Below are 21,365 nucleotides of genomic sequence, written 5' to 3'. Positions count from 1 at the left end.
GTCAATTGACAACTAGACCGACCGGTCTATAGAATTCGGTATGGCCACTCACAACCCACCACCACCCATTGCCGACAACATCCCCGCCCCCACAAGGGACCGGCTGATTGCTGCGATGCTGAATGCCCTGCGACGCACCGGCTTTCATGGTGTGGGCTTGAGTGAGCTTTTGTCAGAAGCCGGTGCCCCAAAAGGGGTGATGTACCACCACTTCCCCGGTGGCAAGTCGGAATTGGCCATTGCCGCGATCAACCTCGTGGTCGGCCAGATCACCGGAGGACTGGCAAAGCTCATGCAACGACATGCGGATCCCGCAGATGCTTTGCAGGCATGGATGACATCCGCCCAGAAACTGCTGGCTGGCAGCGGCTACCAGCAAGGTTGCCCGCTGGCCTCTATGGCCTCGGAATCGACACCGGAAGACATCGCCATTCGGAAGGCCTTGGCAAAGGGCTTCGCCCATATTCGCGAGCAGCTAGGCATGGCTTTGGAAAACGCCGGAGTCGCCCCTACCCGGAGCGCCAACCTTGCGGCGTTGATGGTGTCTGCGTACGAAGGCGCCCTCATCCAGGCCCGCGTGGCCGGGCAGGTGGACGCCATGCAAAACACCACCGACGCACTGGTGGACTTGATTCGTCTGAGCATCGCATCCAAACCATGAATTCCCAGCTCGCCATGAAAGCCCACCAGCCCATGAACACACCAGAGTCACTGACACTCACAACCCGCGACGGTTATACGTTGCAAGCCCTGCGTTACACCGCAGTAGGCCCTCTGCGCGGGCATCTGGTGGTCGCAGGTGCCACTGGCGTTCCGCAGTTGTTTTACAAGAACTTCGCAATCTTCGCTGCACAGCAGGGCTACACCACTCTGACGGTGGACTACCGCGGCATAGGCCTCTCCAAACCGGCTGCTCTGCGCGGCTTTCAGATGGACTATCTGGATTGGGCTTTTCACGATGTTGCAGCTGCGGTAGACGCTATGGCGGATGACACCGTTCCTCTGTTCATGGTGGGGCACTCGTTCGGTGGCCATGCATTCGGCCTGCTCCCCAACCACGACAAGGTCGCGCGGTTTTATACCTTTGCCACCGGGGCGGGCTGGCACGGCTGGATGCCACGTGCCGAGCAATTCAAGGTGCTGCTGATGTGGCACGTTATCGGCCCGCTGCTCACCCGCTGGAAGGGCTATCTGGCCTGGAGCAAGCTCCAGATGGGCGAGGACTTGCCACTAGGCGTTTACCGGGACTGGAAGCGCTGGTGCAAGTTTCCGCGCTACTTCTTTGATGACCCCGGCATGCCGCATGTGGCCGGTTTGTTCGGGCGGGTGCGCACCCCCATCATCGCGGCCAATGCGACCGATGACCTTTGGGCGCCACCCGCGTCACGCGATGCCTTTATGGCCGCCTACAGCAACACCACCGTGAGCAAGGTGGACATCCACCCCGGTCAACAGGGCATAGGGCCCATCGGCCACATGGGCTACTTCCGCAGACAGGCACAGCCTTTGTGGAACGACGTGCTGACTTGGTTCGGCGAGCATCAGACTGCCCGCTGAATTCACAGTGCGGCGGCGCGGGCGTCCAGCTCGGCGATGCACGCTTCCATTTGCGCCCTGCACTGCTCCATCAGGGCAGGCATGTCGTCCAGAGTCATGCCCGTGGTGGGAATGGGTGCCAGTGTCTTGACGATGATGTTGCCGCTGTTCCAGCGGTTCAGGCGCATGGTCTTTTTGTAGTTGCTGCAACACAGCGGCACGATGGGCACGCCAGCGTTAATGGCCATCTGGAAGGCGCCCTTTTTGAACGGCAGCATGCCCCGGCCGAGGTTGCGGGTGCCTTCGGCAAACACCCAGATTGAAGTGTCCTGCTCCTGCATCACCGCTGTGGTGTGCAACATGGCCGCTTTGGCTTTGACTGCGTTACCCCGATCGATCAGGATGTTGCCGGCCAACCAGTAAATCTGGCCGAAAAAGGGAATCCACTTCAAGCTCTTTTTGCCCAGTGACACCGTGCGCCGTGGCACCGCGCAACCCAGTACAAACAAGTCCCAGTTGGACTGGTGGTTGGCCACGATCACAAAGGGGTTGGGCTGGGTTTTCAAGCCCTCCGTCTCCAGGCGCATCTTCAGGCCCAGAATCTTCAGCGCGGGGACTGAAAACATCCACCCCGAGAGCCGGGAATTGTCGGGATTGAAAGGCCGGGAAAAACAGATCAGGAGGTTGACTACAGAGGCCAACAGGAACTGGATGCTGATCAGCACAAGCCGTAAAAAGTAGAGCATGCGAAGGAGGTGAAATTTGGCAAATGCCTGTCGAATGGTAACAAGTGGCCCGCCGGCGCTGTGGCTGGTTTAGAATCCACAACGTTCAGGAGAGAGCCCTTTTTCGGGGCCGCCGAAGGCGCAGGACGGCTGATTGCAGCGGTCTGAACGCTCAGGCAAAAGGACTGATCCCTGCCGGCAAGGCTTGCTCTGCCGGCAACACCCCACTGGAGAGAGTTTGCACCGCACAGCGGCCTGCAAACCACCGAAGGAGCAACCCGCAGTCTGCGCACCCCACATCGTGCACGCAGGCCCGGCGAATCTCTCAGGTAAAGCGGACAGCGGGGGCAGCACCGGATGGGCGCAGACTTGCGTGCATCCGGGTTTGGATTGCCCCTCCGGCGTATCGCGCCGGGATTGTTTGGATCGCCGCCATGTCCGCTTCTGACACAACCTTGTTAACCACGCCGCTCAGCGCATTGCACATAGAGCTGGGCGCCCGCATGGTGCCGTTTGCCGGTTACTCCATGCCGGTTCAGTACCCCGCCGGCCTGATGGCCGAACACCACCACACCCGCAAAGCCGCCGGCCTGTTTGACGTGTCCCACATGGGCCAGCTGCGCCTGAGCGGCCCGGACGCCTGCGCGGCGTTTGAGAGCCTGATGCCGGTGGACGTGATCGACCTGCCCGTGGGCAAACAGCGCTACGGCCTGTTGCTCACCGAAGAGGGCACGATCATCGATGACCTGATGTTCTTCAAGAAGGCGCAAGACGAACTCTTCGTCATCGTCAACGGTGCTTGCAAGGCGGGGGATATCGCCCACATCCAAGCCAAGATCGGCAGCCGCTGCCAGGTCACCCCCCTGCCCGACTACGCACTGCTGGCCCTCCAAGGCCCCCAGGCGGTGACCGCGCTGGCCCGCTTGGCCCCCGGCGTAGAAAAACTGGTGTTTATGACGGGTGGTGACTTCACCGTTGATACCGGCACCCAGAAAATCAACGTGTTCCTCACCCGCAGCGGCTACACCGGTGAAGACGGTTTTGAGATCTCGGTCCACAACGAGCACGCCGAAGCCCTGGCCCGCGCCCTGCTGGCACAGCCCGAAGTACAGCCCATCGGCCTGGGTGCCCGCAACTCCCTGCGCCTGGAAGCCGGCTTGTGCCTGTATGGCAACGACATTGACACCACCACCACGCCGGTAGAAGCCAGCCTGAACTGGGCCATCCAGAAAGTGCGCCGCACTGGTGGTGCGCGCGAAGGCGGATTCCCCGGCGCTACAAAAATCCTAGCTGCTCTCGCAGATTCCACGGGCGCCAGCGGCACAAAAGGCACCAAAAAGCGGGTGGGCCTGATTGCGCAGGAGCGCATTCCGGTGCGCGAGCACACTGAGCTGCAAGACGGCGCGGGTAACCGTATCGGCGAAGTCACCAGCGGCTTGCTCGGCCCCACCATCAACCAGTGCGTGGCCATGGGCTACATCGACGCCTCGTCGGCAGCTTTGGGCACCCCCGTGGTGGCCATCGTGCGCGGCAAGGCTGTGCCCATGGTGGTCAGCGCAATGCCCTTTGTGCCCACGAACTATTACCGCGGCTGATCCAAGACAGCTTGGTGCTGGAAACCGCACATTCAGCCGCTACAGTGGCGTCTGGCAGGTTCCAGTTCCGGTGGTTCAACCCTTTACCGCAAACCTTAATCTTTAGTTTCAGGAGAACGTTATGTCTATCAAATACACAGCCGATCACGAATGGCTCCAGGTCGAAGGCGATATCGCCACCGTCGGCATCACCCACCACGCGCAGGATGCGCTGGGCGACGTGGTGTTTGTGGATCTGCCCGCCGTGGGCGCCAGCATTGACGCCAAGGCCGTGGCCGGCGTGGTCGAGTCCGTGAAGGCGGCTGCTGACGTGTACATGCCCGTGACGGGCGAGATCCTTGAGGTCAACGAAACCCTGCGCGATGACCCTTCGCTGGCCAACACCGATCCGTTGGGTGCTGGCTGGTTCTTCAAGGTCAAGCTGGCCAACCTAGCCGAACTCGAAGGCCTGATGGACGAAACCAGCTACACCGCGTTTTCCGCCAACGCTTAAAGCCGCTTTGCAGGCCCAGCCTGCAAAGTCCCCGGGAGCCCGCCCTGAACCAGCAGGCTACCCGTTTGTGTGAACTGCCCACCACCGAACGCCACCGCCATGTCCACTTCTGCTACAACCTCCACGCCCACCTTGGCCCAGCTGGAAAACGCCAGCGAATTCCAGGCCCGCCACATTGGCATCTTTGCGGATGACGAACCCGTCATGCTGCAAGCCATCGGCGAAAAGTCGCGCAGCGACCTGATTGCCAGCATCGTGCCCGCCAGCATCGCGCGCAAAAGCGCCATGGCGATTCCGGCGGCCATCACCGAGGCGGCTGCGCTGGCGGAGCTGAAGGCGGTTGCAGGCAAGAACAAGGTACTTAAAAGCTTCATCGGCCAGGGCTACTACGGCACCCACACGCCTGGCGTGATCCTGCGCAACATCCTGGAGAACCCCGCCTGGTACACCGCTTACACGCCCTACCAGGCCGAGATCAGCCAGGGCCGCATGGAAGCGCTGGTCAACTTCCAGACCATGGTGTGCGACCTGACCGGCATGCCGATTGCCAACGCCTCCATGCTCGACGAAGCCACAGCCGCCGCTGAGGCGATGACGCTGGCCCGCCGCTCGGTCAAGGCCAAAGGCAATGTGTTCGTGGTGGCGGGCGATGCGCACCCGCAAACCATTGAAGTCATCCAGACCCGCGCGGCACCACTGGGCATCACCGTCAAGCTGGCCAACTCCCAGGAGGAATGGGATGCACTGATTGCCGGCGACGACTACTTTGCCGTGCTGGAGCAATACCCCTCCACTAGCGGCCGCTTGGGCGAAGAAGGGGAGGATGTCAAAACCGTGCACCGCAAGGGCGGCGCCTACATCGTGGCAGCTGACCTGCTGGCGCTTACCCTGCTGGTGCCTCCCGGCGAATGGGGCGCGGGCGACCCCACAGGCGCGGCCGACATTGTGGTCGGCACCACCCAGCGCTTTGGCATGCCCCTGTGCAACGGCGGACCGCACGCCGCCTACATGGCCTGCCGTGACGAGTTCAAACGCTCCATGCCCGGCCGCTTGGTCGGTGTGAGTATTGATACCCACGGCAACCCCGCCTACCGCCTGGCCCTGCAAACCCGCGAGCAGCACATCCGCCGCGAAAAAGCCACCTCCAACATCTGCACCGCGCAGGTGCTGCCGGCAGTGGTGGCCAGCATGTACGCCGTGTACCACGGACCGGAAGGGCTCAAGCGCATCGCCACCCGCGTTGCCACCCTCACCGCCATTCTGGCCAAGGGCCTGGAGCAACTGGGCGTCAACACAGGCCGCCCCGAAACCTTCGACACCTTGTGCCTCAAGACCGATGGCGCTACCAAATCCATAGCTGCCCGCGCATTATCTGCGGGCGTGAACGTGCGAATTGCTTGGGATGACTACATCTGCATCTCGCTGGATGAGACCACCACCCGCGACGATGTAGAACTGCTGTGGAGCCTTTTCGCGCAGCCGGGTCAGACGTTGCCTACGGTCGAAGCACTCCAGGCCGGCGCACAGCCGTTGATTCCCGCTGCCTCGCGCCGCACCAGTGCCTTTTTGACCCACCCGGTGTTCAACACCCACCACAGTGAGACCGGCATGCTGCGCTACATCCGCATGCTGAGTGACAAGGACTTGGCGCTGGACCGCAGCATGATCCCGCTGGGCTCCTGCACCATGAAGCTCAACGCGACCAGCGAGATGATCCCCATCACCTGGCCCGAGTTCGCCAATATCCACCCCTTCGCACCCGCCGACCAGCGCGAGGGCTATGCCGAGCTGGACGCCCAACTGCGCGCCTGGCTGTGCGCCGCCACCGGCTACGCGGGCATCAGCCTGCAGCCCAACGCCGGTAGCCAGGGCGAATACGCCGGCTTACTGGTCATCAAGGCCTACCACGAAGCCCGTGGCCAGGGCCACCGCAACATCTGCCTGATCCCCAGCAGCGCACACGGCACCAACCCTGCCAGCGCCATGATGGTCGGCATGACCGTCGTTGTGACCAAGTGCGATGACAACGGCAACGTGGACATGGCTGACTTGCAAGCCAAGTGCGAGCAGCACAGCGCCAACCTGGCGGCAGTGATGATCACCTACCCCAGCACCCATGGTGTGTTTGAAACCTCGGTTAAAGAGCTGTGCGCTTTGGTGCACCAGCACGGTGGCCGTGTGTATGTGGACGGCGCCAACATGAACGCGCTGGTCGGCACTGCGGCCCCCGGTGAATTTGGCGGTGACGTGAGCCACCTGAACCTGCACAAGACCTTCTGCATCCCCCACGGCGGTGGCGGCCCCGGCGTAGGCCCTGTGTGCGTGGTGGAAGACCTGGTGCCTTACCTGCCCGGCCATGCCACCGGCGGTGTCCCCGGCACCGGTGCCGTCAGTGCGGCACCTTTGGGCAATGCCGCTGTGCTGCCCATCAGCTGGATGTACTGCCGCATGATGGGCCCGGATGGCCTGCAGCAAGCCACCGAAGTCGCCATCCTGAGCGCCAACTACATCAGTGCCCGCCTGGCTGACCACTACCCCACGCTGTACGCATCGGCCAACGGGCACGTCGCCCACGAGTGCATTCTGGATTTGCGCCACTTCAAGGAAACCTGCGGCGTGATGGCCGAAGACGTGGCTAAGCGCCTGATGGACTATGGCTTCCACGCCCCCACGTTGTCCTTCCCCGTGCCCAACACCTTGATGGTGGAGCCCACCGAGAGCGAGACGCTGGCCGAGCTGGACCGATTCATCGACGCCATGATCGCCATCCGAGGCGAAATTGCGCAAGTCGAGGGCGGTGTCTGGCCCCAGGACAACAACCCCTTGAAGCACGCTCCCCACACCGCTGCCAGTGTGATTGGCGCCGCGTGGGACCGCCCTTACAGCCGTGAGGTTGGCGCCTTCCCGGTAGCGACCTTGAAGGCGGCCAAATACTGGCCGACGGTGGGCCGGGTAGACAACGTGTATGGCGATCGCAACCTCTTCTGTAGCTGCGTGCCAGTGGCGGATTACGCCAGCGCATAAAGGTAGGTCTCACACCAGTAACCATGGTTTTCAGGGCGGCTGTGCATTGCATGCCGCCGCCCTTGCCGGGCTGGCCCCGGCATCGCAGCGGGAGAGCCTGCCGCCCACCCGGGCAGCAGCGCCGAAGGAGCAACCACCCCGGAAACTCTCAGGCACCCAGGACCGCTGTGATCGTTTGCACTCTGAAGAGCTGCCGCGCATTTGTCCGCCGGCACACCGCAGGAGCAAGCCGGTTGCCGACCAGGCAGCGGGTGAATCTCTCAGGTCTCAAACAGAGGGGGCTCGCCTGGCACGCAGTGTGCACAGGCGTGTTCCCTTGTTTGCGACACACCTGAAAGAGCTCTCATGAAACACATTGCCATCATTGGCGGCGGCATCACCGGCGTCACCAGCGCCTACACCCTGGCCAAGGCCGGCTACAAGGTCACCCTGATCGAGAAGAACCGCTACGCGGGCATGGAAACGTCCTATGCCAACGGCGGCCAGCTCTCGGCCTCGAACGCCGAGGTCTGGACCCACCCCAGCACACTCGTGAAGGGGCTGAAGTGGATGTTCACCAAGGACGCGCCCTTGCTCATGAACCCTGCCCCCAGCTGGCACAAGCTGAGCTGGATGACCGAGTTTGTGGCCTCCATCCCCAAATACCGCGAGAACACCGAAGCCACCACCCGCCTGGCCATTGCAGCACGCGAACACCTGTTTGCCTGGGCGCAGGCGGAGGGCATTGACTTCGACCACCAGCGCAAAGGCATCCTGCACATCTACCGTAACAAGGCAGGTTTTGAGCACGCGGGCAAGGTCTCCACCATGCTGGCAGCCGGTGGCCTCTCGCGCCGCACCGTCACACCTGAAGAAATGCGCGCCATCGAGCCCACCCTGCAAGGCACCTACTACGGTGGCTACTACACCGAGAGCGATTCCACCGGCGACATCCACAAGTTCACCCACGGCATGTCGCAAGCCTGCGCGCGCCTGGGCGTGACCACGCTTTACGGCCATCAGGTCGCAAGCGCCAGCACCGACGGCACAGTCGCGACGCTGGAGTTGCAACACGAGGGCGAAACTGAGACTCACCGGTTTGACGGCGTGGTGATCTGCGCCGGTGTGCACGGCCGTGGCATTGCCGCACAACTGGGCGACCGGCTGAACATTTATCCGGTCAAGGGCTACTCGATTACCGTGGCGCTGAACGACGAAGCCAGCCAACAAGCCGCCCCTTGGGTCAGCCTGCTGGACGACGAGACCAAGCTGGTCACCAGCCGTCTCGGGGCAGACCGCTTCCGCGTGGCGGGCACCGCCGAGTACAACGGCATTGACTACGACATCCGCGCTGACCGCATCCGCCCCCTGATCGCATGGGTCAACCAGCTCTTCCCTGGTGTGAACACCCGCCGCTGCGAACCCTGGGCCGGCCTGCGCCCCATGATGCCGAACATGATGCCCCGCGTCGGCCGCGGCAAGCGCAACAACGTGTTCTACAACACTGGCCACGGCCACTTGGGCTGGACGCTCTCGGCCATCACCGCCCACCAGTTGGCAGGGCATGTGCACCAGCAGCTGCCGGCCTGATCTACCATTTCCCATCGCCCTTAGGAAACCACCATGGCAGTCTCCGTATTCGACCTGTTCAAAATCGGCATCGGTCCCAGCAGCTCGCACACGGTGGGGCCCATGCGGGCCGCCCGCCTGTTTGTGGGCCGCCTGCAGCACGAGGGGCTGCTGGCGCGCACCGCCACCGTGCGGTGCTGGCTGCATGGTTCCCTGGGCGCTACGGGCAAGGGCCACGCCAGCGATGTAGCGGTGCTGCTTGGCCTCTCCGGCCTGGAGCCGGACACGGTGGAGGTAGAGCAGATTGCCCCCACGCTGGCCGGCATCCGCGGCAACAAAAGCATCCAGCTGGCGGGGCAGCACACGATTGCCTTCAACGAAAAAGACGACCTGCTCTTCATGCGCGCGCCCCTGCCCTTCCATGCCAACGGAATGCGTTTGGTGGCGCTGGATGCTGCAGGCCAGGAGCTGGCCAACCGGGTGTACTACTCCGTAGGCGGCGGCTTTATCGTGAGTGACGAGGTAGCCGCCGACGGCAGTCGCCAAAAGGTGATTGCTCCAGACGCTACCGTGCTGCCCCTGCCCTTCACCAGTGGCGAAATGCTGCTGGAGGTGGCACGCCGCGAGGACTTAAGCATTGCCCAGGTGATGCGCCGCAACGAGCAGCACTGGCGCAGCGATGCCGAGATAGACACCGGCCTGTTACGCATCTGGCAGGTCATGCAAGACTGCGTGAAGCGCGGCTGTGCGACCGAGGGCTTGCTACCGGGCGGCTTCAAGGTAAAGCGCCGTGCCAAGGCCCTGCGTGATGCGCTGGTATCCAAACCTGAGGAGGCCTTGCGTGATCCGCTGCAGGTGCTGGACTGGGTCAACCTCTATGCCCTGGCCGTGAACGAAGAAAACGCCGCAGGCAGCCGCGTAGTCACCGCACCCACCAACGGGGCAGCAGGCATCATCCCCGCCGTGCTGCACTACTACAGCCGTTTTGTGCCGGGCGCGAGTGATGCCGGTGTGATCGACTTTTTGCTGACCGCTGCGGCCATCGGCATCCTGTACAAAGAGAACGCCTCCATCAGCGGCGCCGAGGTAGGCTGCCAGGGCGAAGTGGGCGTGGCCTGCAGCATGGCCGCCGCCGCCCTGTGTGCGGTGATGGGCGGCACACCCGAGCAGGTGGAGAACGCCGCCGAAATCGGCATGGAACACCACCTGGGCTTGACGTGTGACCCGGTGGGCGGGCTGGTGCAGATCCCATGCATCGAGCGTAACGCGATTGCTTCGGTCAAAGCCATCAACGCCGCACGCATGGCGCTACGCGGCGACGGCAGCCACTTCGTGAGCCTTGACAAGGTCATCAAGACCATGCGTGAAACCGGCGCGGACATGAAGACCAAATACAAAGAGACGGCCCGCGGCGGGCTTGCGGTGAACATCGTGGAGTGCTGATCGGCCGCGACTGAGCGCCTTGGCGAAGGCACAATCCCGGTTTACTTCAGGGGAGTCGGGTCATGCTCAAAAGTGCGTTGTTTGCGTTAACGACAGCCGTTGTTTTGACGGGCTGTGCGAGCCTGCCAACGAGCGCACCCGACGGGTCAGTGGGTGTGGACGGCGTAGCGTGCGTAGGCACCCCGCAGGTACCTGCGCAAGGCGTGCAGGCCTCCGACAACCCGGCCTTGATGGCCATGGCCCGGCTTCCCAGCGACAAGGGCGGCGTGTGCGAAGCCAAGGTGCTGGCCGTCACCGCACCGGTGGTGCTGTACCGGGTGTTTGATGCTGACAAGCCCTACACCAAATTGGGCAGCTGGTGGTCCCTGCAGCCGCCTTCGGGCACCAAAGAGCAGTACCGCGCGGACAACGCCATCTGCCCGGAATGGAGCCCTTTGAATAAGGTGGTGTCCTGCCAGGTGCGCCCCGGCACTCAGCTGGTGATAGGCACCACCCAAAGCGCGCAGTGTGCCGATGGCAGCATCTACCCCAAAACGGCGCAAACCCAAGTGTTTGTGCCCAACGACAGCCGCGCCGGCATCGTGCATGTGGGAGCGTGCAGCGCGTTAAGTGACTGGCCTTGAAGCCAGCGCGTTTCGAGTATTTTTTTGCTAAAGACCAGTTTGGTATCCAGAGCACGTTAGGACCAAAGTGAAACGTTTATCGATCTCGCTTGTCGCTCTGCCCTTAATGGCGATGTTTGCGTTTTCGCTCGTTGAGTGTATTGGTCCTGCAGGATGCACCGCTAGCGAATGGATTGCCGCCGGCATGGTGATGCCCGGCGTTGTGATTGTTCTTTTCATGCCCATGCCTCTGCTGCTTGCCGGGGCCCTATGGCTTCTTTTACGCTTACGCCTTACAGCGGCATGGCACTTTCTGCTTTCAGGTGCAATCGTCGGCTCGGTTTATGTGTTGCCGTATGTCTGGCGGACTCTAGGGGAGTCCCGATTGGACTGGACTTATCGTCTAGCGCAATTGAATGGAGTTTGGGGGCCGGCCGCAACAACAAAGGCAGTAATGGGGGTCCTCTGGTTAGCAGCAATTTGGCGCAATCAAGATTTTGCACCGAGAGATTGACCGCGAGTTTTCGACATCAATCACTTGCTTAAACAGTATCCAGATTAAGTACTGTCTCTGCACCAACGAGGATAAATAGCTCCTAAATCAATAGCTGCCTGCGCATATTCCATGAGCGCCAGAGGCCGAAATCATTTAAAACTCCGCCTCGATAATCCCTTGGCCTGATCAATCGCACCAGGCGCTTTCACACGCTAAGCCAGCGCGTTGCGCACGATGGCCGCGCGCAGACGGGTCAGCTCTTCTACACCCAAGATGTCGCGCAGCTGCGCCACCACCCGGCTAACGGCGGCGACATCGGTGATGGGTTCGCCTTCCCACTCGGTGCCCATGTGCTCGGTGCCCAGCACTTCTGCGAACTGGCGATAGGTTTCTGTCATGCGCTGCACACTGCCCTCGCCTTCGGGGAACAAACGTTCGGCGCGGTCGTTGGCGCCTATGCGGCGCAGGGCGCGTTCAAAGGGCTCCAGCCGGGCCTCTACATCGCGGGTGATCCAGAGCACGTATTTCTGTTTAATTTGCAGCAGCCGGTCGGAGTGGTCCAGGGCTTCCTGTGTGGGTCCTTCGCGGAACAGGGTGCGCAATGCGGACAAAACTTCGGCCACATATTCCTCGCAAAAGGCCACGTGCTTGTCAAAGGCGGTAGACGCCATGTGCGAGCCTGCCGCCAGAGAAAACCGCTGCTGGGATTCAGCGAGCTGGCTCTCCTGCTGGCGCTTGGCCTGCTCGCGCAGGATGTCCACCACCACCGCCGACAGCGCGCCGAAGATGGGCACGGCCGCCAGCGTTTGCACCAACTCGCCATGCGGCAGCAATAGCACTACGACGAGCGCGACGAGGATGACGGCCAACAGAGCCAGAAAGTGTTTGCGTTGCATACGTGCGGGTACAAGCTTTACCAAAGCACGACTGTAGCGCGACAGCCAACATCTGCTTGCAAGCGCATTACACAGCTTTACCCACGTTTGCCGGAGCTGCAAACCTGCTTCACAGCTCGCGCGCACCATGAAGGTCCCTTCACTTAGGAACCTCTCCATGAAAAAACTGTTGATCACGTCTTTTGTTCTTGGCTCTTTGGCTGCAGGCTCAGCGTTTGCTGCTGGCCCTGCCGGCGGCACGGATCTGTCCGGCTTCAGCATCGGCACCAATGCCGAATTCTCCCGCGGCACGGTGAGCGCCAACGACGGCAGCTCAGACGGAGGCGCCACCACCAGCGCCGGCATTAATGCCCGCTACGACTGGTCGCTGACCCCTACTTTCGCAGTGGGCTTGGGCGCAAGCTACAGCACCGGTAACCATGCGTTCGGCAGCTACGCCAACGGTACCGCCGCCACCGTGAACAACCGCTATTCGCTGGATATCGTGCCCACCGTGGCCCTGTCCAACAACTACCAGCTCTACGGCAAGTTGTCGTCCATCTACGGTACGGCCGCCAGCACCGACGGCGTGGCCACCAGCAACGTGCAAGGCGTGGGCTACGGTATCGGCGTGCGCAAGATGCTGGACAAAAACCTTTACGTGCAGGCCGGCTACGACCTGAACAAGTTCAACGACATCACCTACAGCAACGGCACCACGGCCGCACTGCAGGAAAACGTTTACAGCATCGGTATCGGCTACAAGTTCTAAGGTCCGTCAGACCTTGAACTGGTCCACGGCGCGCTGAAGGTCCTGCACCCGCTGGCGCATGGCCTCAGCCGCCGCAGCCGTGTGGTTGACCTGCTGGTGGTTGCTGCGCGTGTCTGCGCGCATCTGAACCACCGCGCTGCTGACCTCCTGCACGCTGTGACTTTGCTGCTGACTGGCCGCCGAAATTTCGCCCAGAATTTCGGTGACCTGGCGCACAGCGTTCACGATGTCTTGCATAGTGTTGCCGGCGCGGCCCACCAGCTGGGAGCCGCTTTCCACCTGTTCAGCCGAATGGCTGATCAATTGGCGGATTTCTTTGGCAGCTTCCGAGCTGCGCCCGGCCAAAGAGCGCACTTCGCTGGCCACCACGGCAAAGCCGCGGCCTTGCTCTCCGGCGCGGGCAGCTTCTACGGCTGCATTGAGCGCGAGGATGTTGGTCTGGAAGGAGATGCCTTCAATCACCGCAATGATGTCGACCACCTTGCGCGAACTGTCGGTAATGGCCTGCATGGTGCTTACCACTTCCCCCACTACCTCACCGCCACGCTGGGCAATGCCGGATGCGCTCACCGCGAGGGTGCTTGCGCTTTGGGCGCGTTGTGCATTTTCGCGGACGGTCGAAGTCAGCTCTTCCATGCTGGCTGCCGTTGAGTCCAGCGCATGGGTTTGCATCTCGGTGTGTTGCAAAAGGTTGGCGCTGGCGTGCGCAATGTCGCCGCTCGATGCCGTCAGGGGTTGGGTGCTGTCCTTGATGCGGGTTACCAGGTCGGTGAGCGTGTCTTCCATAGTGCCCATGGCGTCCAGCAGCCTGCCGAATTCGCCCCCGCGGGTGTTCTCAAAGTCGTGGCTCAGATCACCGGCAGCCACCGTCTCGGCAATGTGAATGGCATCGGCCAAGGGGCTGGAAATACTTTGCACCTGCCGGAACGCGGAGAACACGCCTAACAACACCGCCAGCACCGCAAACAGCACCATGCTGCTTTGCGCATCACCCGCCAGCGTTTTGAATTGGGGGGCTTGCGCCACCACGGCATTGAGGGCGGAGTAACCGCTGTACAGAACCGCCAGTGTCAGCGCGAGCACCAGCGCATAAGTCAGCGCCATGCGCCGGCTCAAGGTCATGGAATCAAAAACGGGCATAAGCGTTCCGGTAGTAAAGGTGGAGTACGAGGCCCCGACCACCACAGTGTAGGCACAAGGCTGCAAGCCTTAACCCCGAAAAAAGCGGGGTTTACCCGCAGCCTATGGGGGCCAAAAAATCAGGTGACTGCGGCCCAAGCGCCCCTACATTGCCGACAATGGTGTTTTTTCATTCGCACGAGAAAACTCCCTATGCAAGCGCCCCATGCCCCCCTGCCCAAGTGGTCCGTCGCCTGGCCTCTGATTGCCTGGTGTCTGCTGGCCGGCAATATGGCCGGACTGGCTGGCGGCTGGTGGGTTGCTTTGCTGGCCGCCGGGTTGGTAGGCGCGGTACTCTCCGCAGTGCACCATGCCGAAGTGGTGGCCCATCAAGTGGGTGAGCCCTACGGCACCTTGGTGCTGGCGTTGGCCATTACGGTCATTGAGGTGGCCTTGATCGTCTCCATGATGCTGGCCGGCGGGCCGCAAACCACTGCGCTGGCGCGAGACACCGTGTTCGCCGCCGTGATGCTGATTCTCAACGGCATTGTCGGCCTGTGCCTGCTTGCCGGCGGCAGCAAGCACCGGGAGCAGACCTTCGGCCAATTGGGCGTGAGCGCATCGCTCACCACATTGGCCGCCATTGCCGTGCTGACGCTGGTATTGCCCAACTACACCACCAGTGTGATCGGGCCGGTGTACAGCGCCAGCCAACTCGCTTTTGTGGCGGTGGTGTCTCTGGTGTTGTACGGTACCTTTGTGCTGGTGCAAACCGTGCGCCACCGCGACTACTTTTTGCCCCAGACCGGTGAAGAGGCCCATGCCGCGCCGCCGGGCGTCAAGGTGGCAGCCATGAGCAGTGGTTTGCTGCTGTTGGGCCTTGTTGCGGTCGTGCTGCTGGCCAAAGCCCTGGCGCCCACCATTGAAGCGGCTGTGGACCGGGCTGGTGCTCCCAAAGCCGTGGTAGGCATCATTATTGCCATGGTGGTGCTGCTGCCCGAAGGGCTTGCCGCTTTTCGTGCCGCCCAGGCCAACCGGCTGCAAACCAGCCTGAACCTGGCGCTGGGCTCTGCCTTGGCCAGTATCGGCCTCACGATTCCAGCCGTCGCCATCGTGTCGTTGGCAACCGGTTGGACACTGACTCTGGGCCTGGACGTAAAGTCCGTGGTGCTGCTGTTACTGTCTTTGTTCGTGACCAGCTTGTCATTAAGCACGGGACGTACTACCGTATTGCAAGGCACGGTGCATCTGGTGCTGTTGGCGACTTACCTGTTCACCACCATCGTGCCCTGATTCGGTAAAGGCTTGACCAATATCAATCCGACAAGCTGACGCACCGCTACATTGGCCCTGATGGGAGTCCGGATGCCAAACTTTTGCAAAGCCCTGATCATTGCCACTGCGGCACTGATGCTGCTGGCCGGCTGCTCACCCGGGGAACCGGAGCATGCTCTGACCTATAGCCAGGGGGCCCGTGAGGGCACGGTGCCGGTCTACCGGTTTGCGGTTCACCCACTGCATAGCCCGCACAAGCTGCTGCAAACTTACCAACCCTTGATTGACTACCTCAACGCGCATCTGATCAATGCGCATCTGGAGGTGGAGGCCTCCAGAGATTACGGAGCTTTTGAGGCCAAAGTCGGAGAAGCAGGGCCCGCATTCCTATTGCCCAACCCGGTGCAAACCCTTCTCGCGCGTCAGAGGGGTTATCAAGTGCTGGCCATGGCTGGCGACGCCGAAGACTTCAGGGGCATTTTCATTGTGCGCAAGGATGCAGGCATACGCCAGCCGCAAGACCTGAAGGGCAAGACAGTCAGTTACCCCTCGCCGACCGCACTGGCGGCAGCCATCATGCCGCAGTATTTTTTGTACAAGCAGGGTGTTGATGTGCAGCGGGATCTGAAAAACTCCTACGTAGGCTCTCAGGAGTCTTCCATCTTGAACGCCTACCTCGGCACTTCGTCCGCTGCGGCGACATGGCCACCCCCTTGGCGCATGTTCCAGAAAGACCACCCTGCCGAGGCTGCCCAGATGATGCAGATCTGGGAAACGCCCCCCCTGATCAACAACTCGGTAATGGCCCATGAATCGGTGCCCCTGCCCGTTCGCCAACAAGTCAAAGCACTACTGGTCGGGTTGAAAAAAGTGCCTGAAGGCGCAGCCATACTGGCGAATCTGGAGACTGCAGCTTTCTATCCTGCGGACAACCAGAGCTACGATGTAGTGCAAACCTATCTGCAAACTTTCGAGCAAAACGTGCGGCCGGTACAACTCCAATTGAACTGATGCGACTCTCTCTACGCCAACTGCTTCTGGGAAGCCTGCGCCGCCAGCTCATGGTGGGCATGGCGCTGGTGGTTCTGCTGATGATGCTGTTGCTGATGTGGGAGTTGGCCCAACGCCAACACAGCGAGGTCAAAATCCGGCAAACCGAGCAGGCCACCACCATGGCCGAGAGCATTGCTTTGTCTTCCAGTGTCTGGGTGGCATCCCGCGATCTGTCCGGATTGCAAGAGATTGTGGACAGTGCTGCCGCATTTCCGGACATCCGCTACGTCATCGTTCTGGACAGGCGTGGGCAGGTCCTGGCCCATTCGGACGCTGCGCGTCTGGGTCAATACATGAACGACCTGCCGGAAGAGCCCAACACTCAAACCTTGCAAGACGCCAGTACTTTGCTGGATCTGGTCAGTCCGGTCATGCTGGACGCCAGACACCTCGGCTGGGTGCGCATCGGGATGGGGCGCACCCAGTTCAACACACAGGTCGAGCGCATGCTCCAAAGCGGGCTTTGGTACCTGGCCAGCAGCATTGCACTGATTGGTCTGTTCGCATCGATCACGGGCCTGTATTTCACCCGCCGCCTGAACGCCATCAGCAAGGTGGCTGACGCGGTGCAAGCCGGCGATACAGGCCGGCGCGTCGACATCAAGGGCAGCGACGAGGCGGCCCGGCTCGCGCAGGAATTCAACGCCATGCTGGACACCTTGCAGCAACGCGAGCAGGAACTGGTGCAATCCCGGGATGCACTGCGGATTGCAGCCACTGCTTTTGAGTCCAACGATGTCATGTTTGTGTGCGACGCCGATTGGCGGATCCTGCAGGTGAACTCAGCGTTCCAGCGGGTAACCGGTTACCTGCCGGAAGAAGCGATCGGCAAGGCACCACGGGACCTCATGGGCTCCGGGATTCAGACCCAGGAGTTCTACGAGGTCATGAACGAGAGCATCCGCTCCAACGGGAGTTGGCAAGGCGAGGTCTGGGACCGCCGCAAGAACGGAGAAACCTACCCTGCATGGACCACCATCACGGCAGTGCGGTCCGAAAGCGGAGACGTTACCCACTATGTGGCCAATCTGTCCGACTTCAGTGCGCGCAAAGCCGCTGAGAACGAAATCAAAACACTGGTGTACTTTGACTCGCTGACCATGTTGCCCAACCGGCGCATGCTCATGGGTCGCCTGGAAACTGCCATGCACGCAGCCTTGAGCACAGGCCACTTGGGCGCCCTGCTGTTTGTGGATCTGGACGACTTCAAGACGCTTAACGACACACTGGGGCACCACCAGGGCGACATCCTGTTGCAGCAAGTGGCCAACCGCCTGCAATCCTGTGTGCGGGAAGCTGACACTGTGGCACGCTTGGGCGGCGACGAATTTGTGGTGATGCTTGAAGGCTTGAGCAAAGACGTGGCCGAGGCTTCGACACAAGCGGAGGCTGTGGCAGGCAAAGTCATGCAGGCCCTGAACCAGCCTTATGACCTCGGCACTCTGACCCGCAGCAGCACACCCAGTGTGGGCATCACGGTGTTCGGCAAGCATCAGGAATCCTTGGATGAGCCCCTCAAGCGGGCAGACCTTGCGATGTACCAGGCCAAGGCTGCAGGACGGAACACCTCGCGTTTGTTTGACCCCAAAACACAAGCCGCGGTGACCCTGCGTGCGGACCTGGAAGCTGCTCTGCGCACCGCCTTGGAAGAAGAACAGTTTGTGCTCTACCTGCAGCCCCAGATCTCCGAAGACGTGCGCGTTACCGGTGCCGAGGCCTTGATCCGCTGGCAGCACCCCACGCGGGGTCTCGTGATGCCCGGCGAGTTCATTGCCGTGGCAGAAGACTGCGGAATGATTGTTCCTATCGGTAACTGGGTGCTGAACACGGCTTGCAAGCAATTGGCTTTGTGGGCCTCCCAACCGGCCTTTGCCCACATGACGATCGCAGTCAATGTGAGTGCCAAGCAGTTCCACCAGCATGACTTTGTGGAACAGGTGCTGGATGCGCTTTCGCGGCATGGCGCGCAAGCCAGCGGCCTCAAGATCGAGATTACCGAGAGCATGTTGATTGCCAACGTCGATGATGTGATTGTGCGCATGGAGGAGCTTCAGCACCATGGCGTGGGCTTTGCCATGGATGATTTCGGTACCGGATATTCATCCCTTACCTACCTCAAGCGCCTGCCGTTGGATGTGCTCAAAATCGACCAGAGCTTCGTGCGGGATGTACTGGTAGACACCAATGACGCTGCGATTGCCAACATGATCGTCGCGCTGGCAAACAGCATGGGCCTGAGCGTGATCGCCGAGGGCGTGGAAACGGTGGAGCAAATGCAGTATCTGGCACGGCATGGCTGCCATGCATACCAGGGCTACCTGTTCAGCAGACCGGTGCCTGCGGAACGATTCGAAACTTCTCTGGCGGACTTTTTGAGACCGCTACAACCAGCCGAAACGATCACGCAGGTGTAGCAACCCGGTGATTGAGGCGCCACACGCGGATGGCACACCCCATCGCGCACACGGCCATCACCGCAGTAGCCCAGAAAACACTCTGAAGCCCCCATCGGGCGCTGAGCTGTCCGCCCACCAGACCACCGATCACGCCCGGCACGCCATAGCCGATGACGGTGTACAGCGCTTGCCCACGCCCGCGTAAGCTGCCGGGAAAGTGGTGCGACACCAAGGCGATGCAAGCACTGTGATGCGCCGCAAATGTGAGCGCGTGCAGCGCCTGCATGACTGCCAGCAGCCAGAGTACCGAGGCCATGGACGCAGTAACTCCCATGCGCAATGCCATCACGCCGGCACACAAAACCAACCATCCACTCAGGCTCAGCCGCGGCATCCAACGACTCTGGGTAAAAAACCAGCCGATCTCGACCGTGACCGATACCGCCCACAGCACCCCGATCATGGTTTTGGAATAGCCCAAGGAATCCAGATACAGCGAGAAGAAGCTGTAGATGCCCATGTGGGAAAGAATGTGAAAAAACACCGAGGCAAAAAACCAACGTACCACTGGCTGGGCCAACACCGGAAGGATGGGGGCCGACGTTGAGCGCGATGCCGCGTGCTGCTCTTTAACATCCGGCATGCGGAATGCAAACACCAGCAAAGCTGCCAGACTCAAAGACACAATGAGCGGAAAGCTGGCCATGCCCACATGCTCATACCAAGCACCTGCGGCCATCACAGCCAACATGAAGCCCAGCGAACCCCACAAGCGCACCCGGCCGTAGAGCTTGGTGTCAAACACCCCACCCCGGCTTACCACATGAGCCACTGTTGCCTCAGTCATGGGCATCATGCCGCTGGTTTGCAGGTAGACGATCAGCAACACCAAGCCTAACCACCAGAAGCCGCCGTTCCACCACAGGCCGCCAGACGCAATCAGGGCCAAGCCTGCGCCCCATTGCATTAAGCGGGCGCGCTCGCCAGTGCGGTCACTCAGCGCTCCCCAGGCATAAGGGGCAAACATGCGGGTCGCGGCTTGAATGGAAGTGAGCACACTGATGGTCACCAGGCTCAGGCCCAAGCTCTTCAACCACAGTGGCAAAAACGGGTTCATCAGAGCGCCATGCGCGCAGTAAACGGCGGAAAGCGCGGCAAAGGGCAAGACCTGCCGCATGCCCGGTGCGGCGGCCTGCGTCGGCGTATCGCTCAAACGCTGCCTGGAATGGGCGTCAACGTAGGCACCACATCGCCGCATTGGGCGCGGTGGCGCAGTGCGTGGTCCATCACTACCAATGCCAACATGGCCTCGGCAATGGGGGTGGCGCGAATGCCGACGCAGGGGTCGTGGCGGCCTTTGGTCACGACTTCGGTGGGATTGCCTTGGGAGTCAATCGAGGCGCGTGGCGTGATGATGGAGCTGGTGGGCTTGATGGCAATGCTCACCTCCAAGTCCTGCCCGGTGGTAATGCCGCCCAACACGCCACCGGCGTTATTGGAGGCAAAGCCATCAGGAGTCAGGGAGTCGCCATGGGTGGTTCCGCGCTGGGCCACACTGGCGAAGCCGGCGCCAATTTCCACGCCCTTGACGGCATTGATGCCCATCATGGCGTAGCCGATGTCGGCGTCCATCTTGTCAAACAAAGGTTCACCCAAGCCGACCGGCACATTGCTCGCGGTCACGCGGATACGGGCGCCACAGGAGTCGCCGGCTTTGCGCAGGGCGTCCATGTAGTCCTCAAGAGCCTGCACATCGGCCACGGGGGCGAAAAAAGGGTTGTTGGGCACGTGATCCCACGACTCGAACGCGATAGGCAACTCACCCACTTGGGTCATGCAGCCACGAAATTCGGTGCCATATTTTTCTTTGAGCCATTTCTTGGCCACAGCACCTGCTGCCACCATGGGCGCCGTCAGGCGGGCGCTGGAACGGCCACCGCCGCGCGGATCGCGGATGCCGTATTTCTGGAAGTAGGCATAGTCCGCGTGGCCGGGGCGGAAGGTGTCGAGGATGTTGCCGTAGTCTTTGCTGCGTTGGTCGGTATTCTGGATGAGCAGCGCAATCGGGGTGCCGGTCGTTTTGCCTTGATAAACACCGCTCAGGATCTGCACCGCGTCCGGTTCATTGCGCTGGGTCACATGGCGGCTGGTGCCGGGGCGGCGGCGGTCCAAATCGATCTGGATGTCAGCTTCTGAGAGCTCCATGCCCGGGGGGCAGCCGTCAATGATGCAGCCGATAGCCGGGCCGTGGGATTCACCAAAGTTGGTGACCGTGAATGTGTGTCCGAAGGTATTGCCGCTCATAGTGCTCCGATTATCCCTGACGCGACTGCCGGACCCGGTAACCGGGCTGGAACAGTTTATGCATCGTGCTGCAGTGCACCATTTCAGTGTTTCACCGCTTTTTTGAACC

The 21,365-nt window shown here is 61.4% G+C and carries 18 protein-coding genes and 4 riboswitches; of the genes, 13 read left to right on the top strand and 5 right to left on the bottom strand.

The window, feature by feature from the left end; all coding sequences use genetic code 11:
- Positions 1-40 precede the first annotated feature (40 nt).
- Both AEP_RS20010 and AEP_RS20005 read left to right on the top strand, forming a co-directional pair.
- Positions 41-661, top strand: a complete 621-nt coding sequence (locus AEP_RS20010; RefSeq protein WP_198301869.1) for a TetR/AcrR family transcriptional regulator — start codon at positions 41-43, stop codon at positions 659-661.
- Positions 658-1,557: an alpha/beta hydrolase family protein gene (locus tag AEP_RS20005; RefSeq protein ID WP_232459881.1), complete on the top strand. Its 900-nt coding sequence runs from the start codon at positions 658-660 to the stop codon at positions 1,555-1,557. Before AEP_RS20010 ends, AEP_RS20005 begins: the two co-directional genes overlap by 4 nt.
- Before the next feature lie 2 nt (positions 1,558-1,559).
- Here the strand turns inward: AEP_RS20005 and AEP_RS20000 are convergent, their stop codons facing one another.
- Entirely contained in the window at positions 1,560-2,162 is a 603-nt protein-coding gene (locus AEP_RS20000) for a lysophospholipid acyltransferase family protein (protein WP_198301868.1), read from the bottom strand.
- A gap of 196 nt (positions 2,163-2,358) precedes the next feature.
- Positions 2,359-2,459, top strand: a riboswitch (glycine riboswitch).
- Between the two features lie 19 nt (positions 2,460-2,478).
- Positions 2,479-2,613: riboswitch (glycine riboswitch) on the top strand.
- Positions 2,614-2,695: 82 nt separating this feature from the next.
- Between AEP_RS20000 and gcvT the strand changes: the two genes are divergently transcribed.
- From gcvT to AEP_RS19965, 7 genes are all read left to right on the top strand, one after another.
- Positions 2,696-3,856, top strand: coding sequence for a glycine cleavage system aminomethyltransferase GcvT (gcvT, locus tag AEP_RS19995; RefSeq protein ID WP_087497018.1), 1,161 nt, complete (start codon positions 2,696-2,698; stop codon positions 3,854-3,856).
- Between the two features lie 121 nt (positions 3,857-3,977).
- Complete coding sequence (gene gcvH, locus AEP_RS19990) at positions 3,978-4,349, top strand: glycine cleavage system protein GcvH (protein ID WP_087497017.1); 372 nt, start codon at positions 3,978-3,980, stop codon at positions 4,347-4,349.
- Positions 4,350-4,448: 99 nt separating this feature from the next.
- Positions 4,449-7,373: an aminomethyl-transferring glycine dehydrogenase gene (gene gcvP / locus AEP_RS19985; RefSeq protein ID WP_087497016.1), complete on the top strand. Its 2,925-nt coding sequence runs from the start codon at positions 4,449-4,451 to the stop codon at positions 7,371-7,373.
- Between the two features lie 78 nt (positions 7,374-7,451).
- Positions 7,452-7,548: riboswitch (glycine riboswitch) on the top strand.
- Positions 7,549-7,658, top strand: a riboswitch (glycine riboswitch).
- Positions 7,659-7,718: 60 nt separating this feature from the next.
- Positions 7,719-8,942 (top strand): D-amino acid dehydrogenase, encoded by a 1,224-nt coding sequence (locus AEP_RS19980; RefSeq protein WP_087497015.1) that lies wholly within the window; start codon positions 7,719-7,721, stop codon positions 8,940-8,942.
- A 33-nt stretch (positions 8,943-8,975) separates the two neighbouring features.
- Positions 8,976-10,364: an L-serine ammonia-lyase gene (locus AEP_RS19975; RefSeq protein WP_087497014.1), complete on the top strand. Its 1,389-nt coding sequence runs from the start codon at positions 8,976-8,978 to the stop codon at positions 10,362-10,364.
- Between the two features lie 62 nt (positions 10,365-10,426).
- Positions 10,427-10,987, top strand: a complete 561-nt coding sequence (locus AEP_RS19970; protein WP_157673241.1) for a hypothetical protein — start codon at positions 10,427-10,429, stop codon at positions 10,985-10,987.
- A gap of 67 nt (positions 10,988-11,054) precedes the next feature.
- A complete protein-coding gene (locus AEP_RS19965) occupies positions 11,055-11,480 on the top strand; it encodes a hypothetical protein (RefSeq protein WP_157673240.1) in 426 nt (141 codons plus the stop codon).
- Positions 11,481-11,674: 194 nt separating this feature from the next.
- On the opposite strand, the gene AEP_RS19960 is transcribed toward AEP_RS19965, so the two are convergent.
- A complete protein-coding gene (locus AEP_RS19960) occupies positions 11,675-12,358 on the bottom strand; it encodes a hypothetical protein (RefSeq protein ID WP_157673239.1) in 684 nt (227 codons plus the stop codon).
- Between the two features lie 157 nt (positions 12,359-12,515).
- Between AEP_RS19960 and AEP_RS19955 the strand changes: the two genes are divergently transcribed.
- Positions 12,516-13,109 (top strand): outer membrane beta-barrel protein, encoded by a 594-nt coding sequence (locus tag AEP_RS19955; protein WP_157673238.1) that lies wholly within the window; start codon positions 12,516-12,518, stop codon positions 13,107-13,109.
- Positions 13,110-13,115: 6 nt separating this feature from the next.
- On the opposite strand, the gene AEP_RS19950 is transcribed toward AEP_RS19955, so the two are convergent.
- On the bottom strand, positions 13,116-14,249 hold the full coding sequence (locus AEP_RS19950) for a methyl-accepting chemotaxis protein (RefSeq protein ID WP_087497009.1): 1,134 nt from the start codon (positions 14,247-14,249) through the stop codon (positions 13,116-13,118).
- Positions 14,250-14,441: 192 nt separating this feature from the next.
- On the opposite strand from AEP_RS19950, the gene AEP_RS19945 reads away from it, so the two are divergent.
- From AEP_RS19945 to AEP_RS19935, 3 genes are all read left to right on the top strand, one after another.
- On the top strand, positions 14,442-15,521 hold the full coding sequence (locus AEP_RS19945; protein ID WP_087497008.1) for a calcium:proton antiporter: 1,080 nt from the start codon (positions 14,442-14,444) through the stop codon (positions 15,519-15,521).
- Positions 15,522-15,593: 72 nt separating this feature from the next.
- A complete protein-coding gene (locus tag AEP_RS19940) occupies positions 15,594-16,514 on the top strand; it encodes a PhnD/SsuA/transferrin family substrate-binding protein (protein WP_087497007.1) in 921 nt (306 codons plus the stop codon).
- Positions 16,514-18,970, top strand: coding sequence for an EAL domain-containing protein (locus AEP_RS19935; protein WP_087497006.1), 2,457 nt, complete (start codon positions 16,514-16,516; stop codon positions 18,968-18,970). Before AEP_RS19940 ends, AEP_RS19935 begins: the two co-directional genes overlap by 1 nt.
- Here the strand turns inward: AEP_RS19935 and AEP_RS19930 are convergent.
- A complete protein-coding gene (locus tag AEP_RS19930; RefSeq protein WP_335583058.1) occupies positions 18,957-20,165 on the bottom strand; it encodes an MFS transporter in 1,209 nt (402 codons plus the stop codon). The two genes, AEP_RS19935 and AEP_RS19930, sit on opposite strands and share 14 nt — an antisense overlap.
- Positions 20,162-21,256, bottom strand: a complete 1,095-nt coding sequence (gene aroC / locus AEP_RS19925; RefSeq protein WP_087497004.1) for a chorismate synthase — start codon at positions 21,254-21,256, stop codon at positions 20,162-20,164. Before aroC ends, AEP_RS19930 begins: the two co-directional genes overlap by 4 nt.
- Positions 21,257-21,365 lie beyond the last annotated feature (109 nt).

The organism is Curvibacter sp. AEP1-3 (genome assembly GCF_002163715.1).
Lineage (GTDB): Bacteria > Pseudomonadota > Gammaproteobacteria > Burkholderiales > Burkholderiaceae_C > Allorhodoferax.
Note: the sequence above shows the minus strand (reverse complement) of the source record. Positions and strands in the feature narration are given on the sequence as shown.

What these genes read in the sequence shown, in the direction of transcription:
- AEP_RS20010 (WP_198301869.1), top strand. Translation starts at nt 41, where the DNA reads ATGGCCACTCACAACCCACCACCACCCATTGCCGACAACATCCCCGCC.
- AEP_RS20005 (WP_232459881.1), top strand. Translation starts at nt 658, where the DNA reads ATGAATTCCCAGCTCGCCATGAAAGCCCACCAGCCCATGAACACACCA.
- AEP_RS20000 (WP_198301868.1), bottom strand. Translation starts at nt 2,162, where the DNA reads ATGTTTTCAGTCCCCGCGCTGAAGATTCTGGGCCTGAAGATGCGCCTG.
- gcvT (WP_087497018.1), top strand. Translation starts at nt 2,696, where the DNA reads ATGTCCGCTTCTGACACAACCTTGTTAACCACGCCGCTCAGCGCATTG.
- gcvH (WP_087497017.1), top strand. Translation starts at nt 3,978, where the DNA reads ATGTCTATCAAATACACAGCCGATCACGAATGGCTCCAGGTCGAAGGC.
- gcvP (WP_087497016.1), top strand. Translation starts at nt 4,449, where the DNA reads ATGTCCACTTCTGCTACAACCTCCACGCCCACCTTGGCCCAGCTGGAA.
- AEP_RS19980 (WP_087497015.1), top strand. Translation starts at nt 7,719, where the DNA reads ATGAAACACATTGCCATCATTGGCGGCGGCATCACCGGCGTCACCAGC.
- AEP_RS19975 (WP_087497014.1), top strand. Translation starts at nt 8,976, where the DNA reads ATGGCAGTCTCCGTATTCGACCTGTTCAAAATCGGCATCGGTCCCAGC.
- AEP_RS19970 (WP_157673241.1), top strand. Translation starts at nt 10,427, where the DNA reads ATGCTCAAAAGTGCGTTGTTTGCGTTAACGACAGCCGTTGTTTTGACG.
- AEP_RS19960 (WP_157673239.1), bottom strand. Translation starts at nt 12,358, where the DNA reads ATGCAACGCAAACACTTTCTGGCTCTGTTGGCCGTCATCCTCGTCGCG.
- AEP_RS19955 (WP_157673238.1), top strand. Translation starts at nt 12,516, where the DNA reads ATGAAAAAACTGTTGATCACGTCTTTTGTTCTTGGCTCTTTGGCTGCA.
- AEP_RS19950 (WP_087497009.1), bottom strand. Translation starts at nt 14,249, where the DNA reads ATGCCCGTTTTTGATTCCATGACCTTGAGCCGGCGCATGGCGCTGACT.
- AEP_RS19945 (WP_087497008.1), top strand. Translation starts at nt 14,442, where the DNA reads ATGCAAGCGCCCCATGCCCCCCTGCCCAAGTGGTCCGTCGCCTGGCCT.
- AEP_RS19940 (WP_087497007.1), top strand. Translation starts at nt 15,594, where the DNA reads ATGCCAAACTTTTGCAAAGCCCTGATCATTGCCACTGCGGCACTGATG.
- AEP_RS19935 (WP_087497006.1), top strand. Translation starts at nt 16,514, where the DNA reads ATGCGACTCTCTCTACGCCAACTGCTTCTGGGAAGCCTGCGCCGCCAG.
- aroC (WP_087497004.1), bottom strand. Translation starts at nt 21,256, where the DNA reads ATGAGCGGCAATACCTTCGGACACACATTCACGGTCACCAACTTTGGT.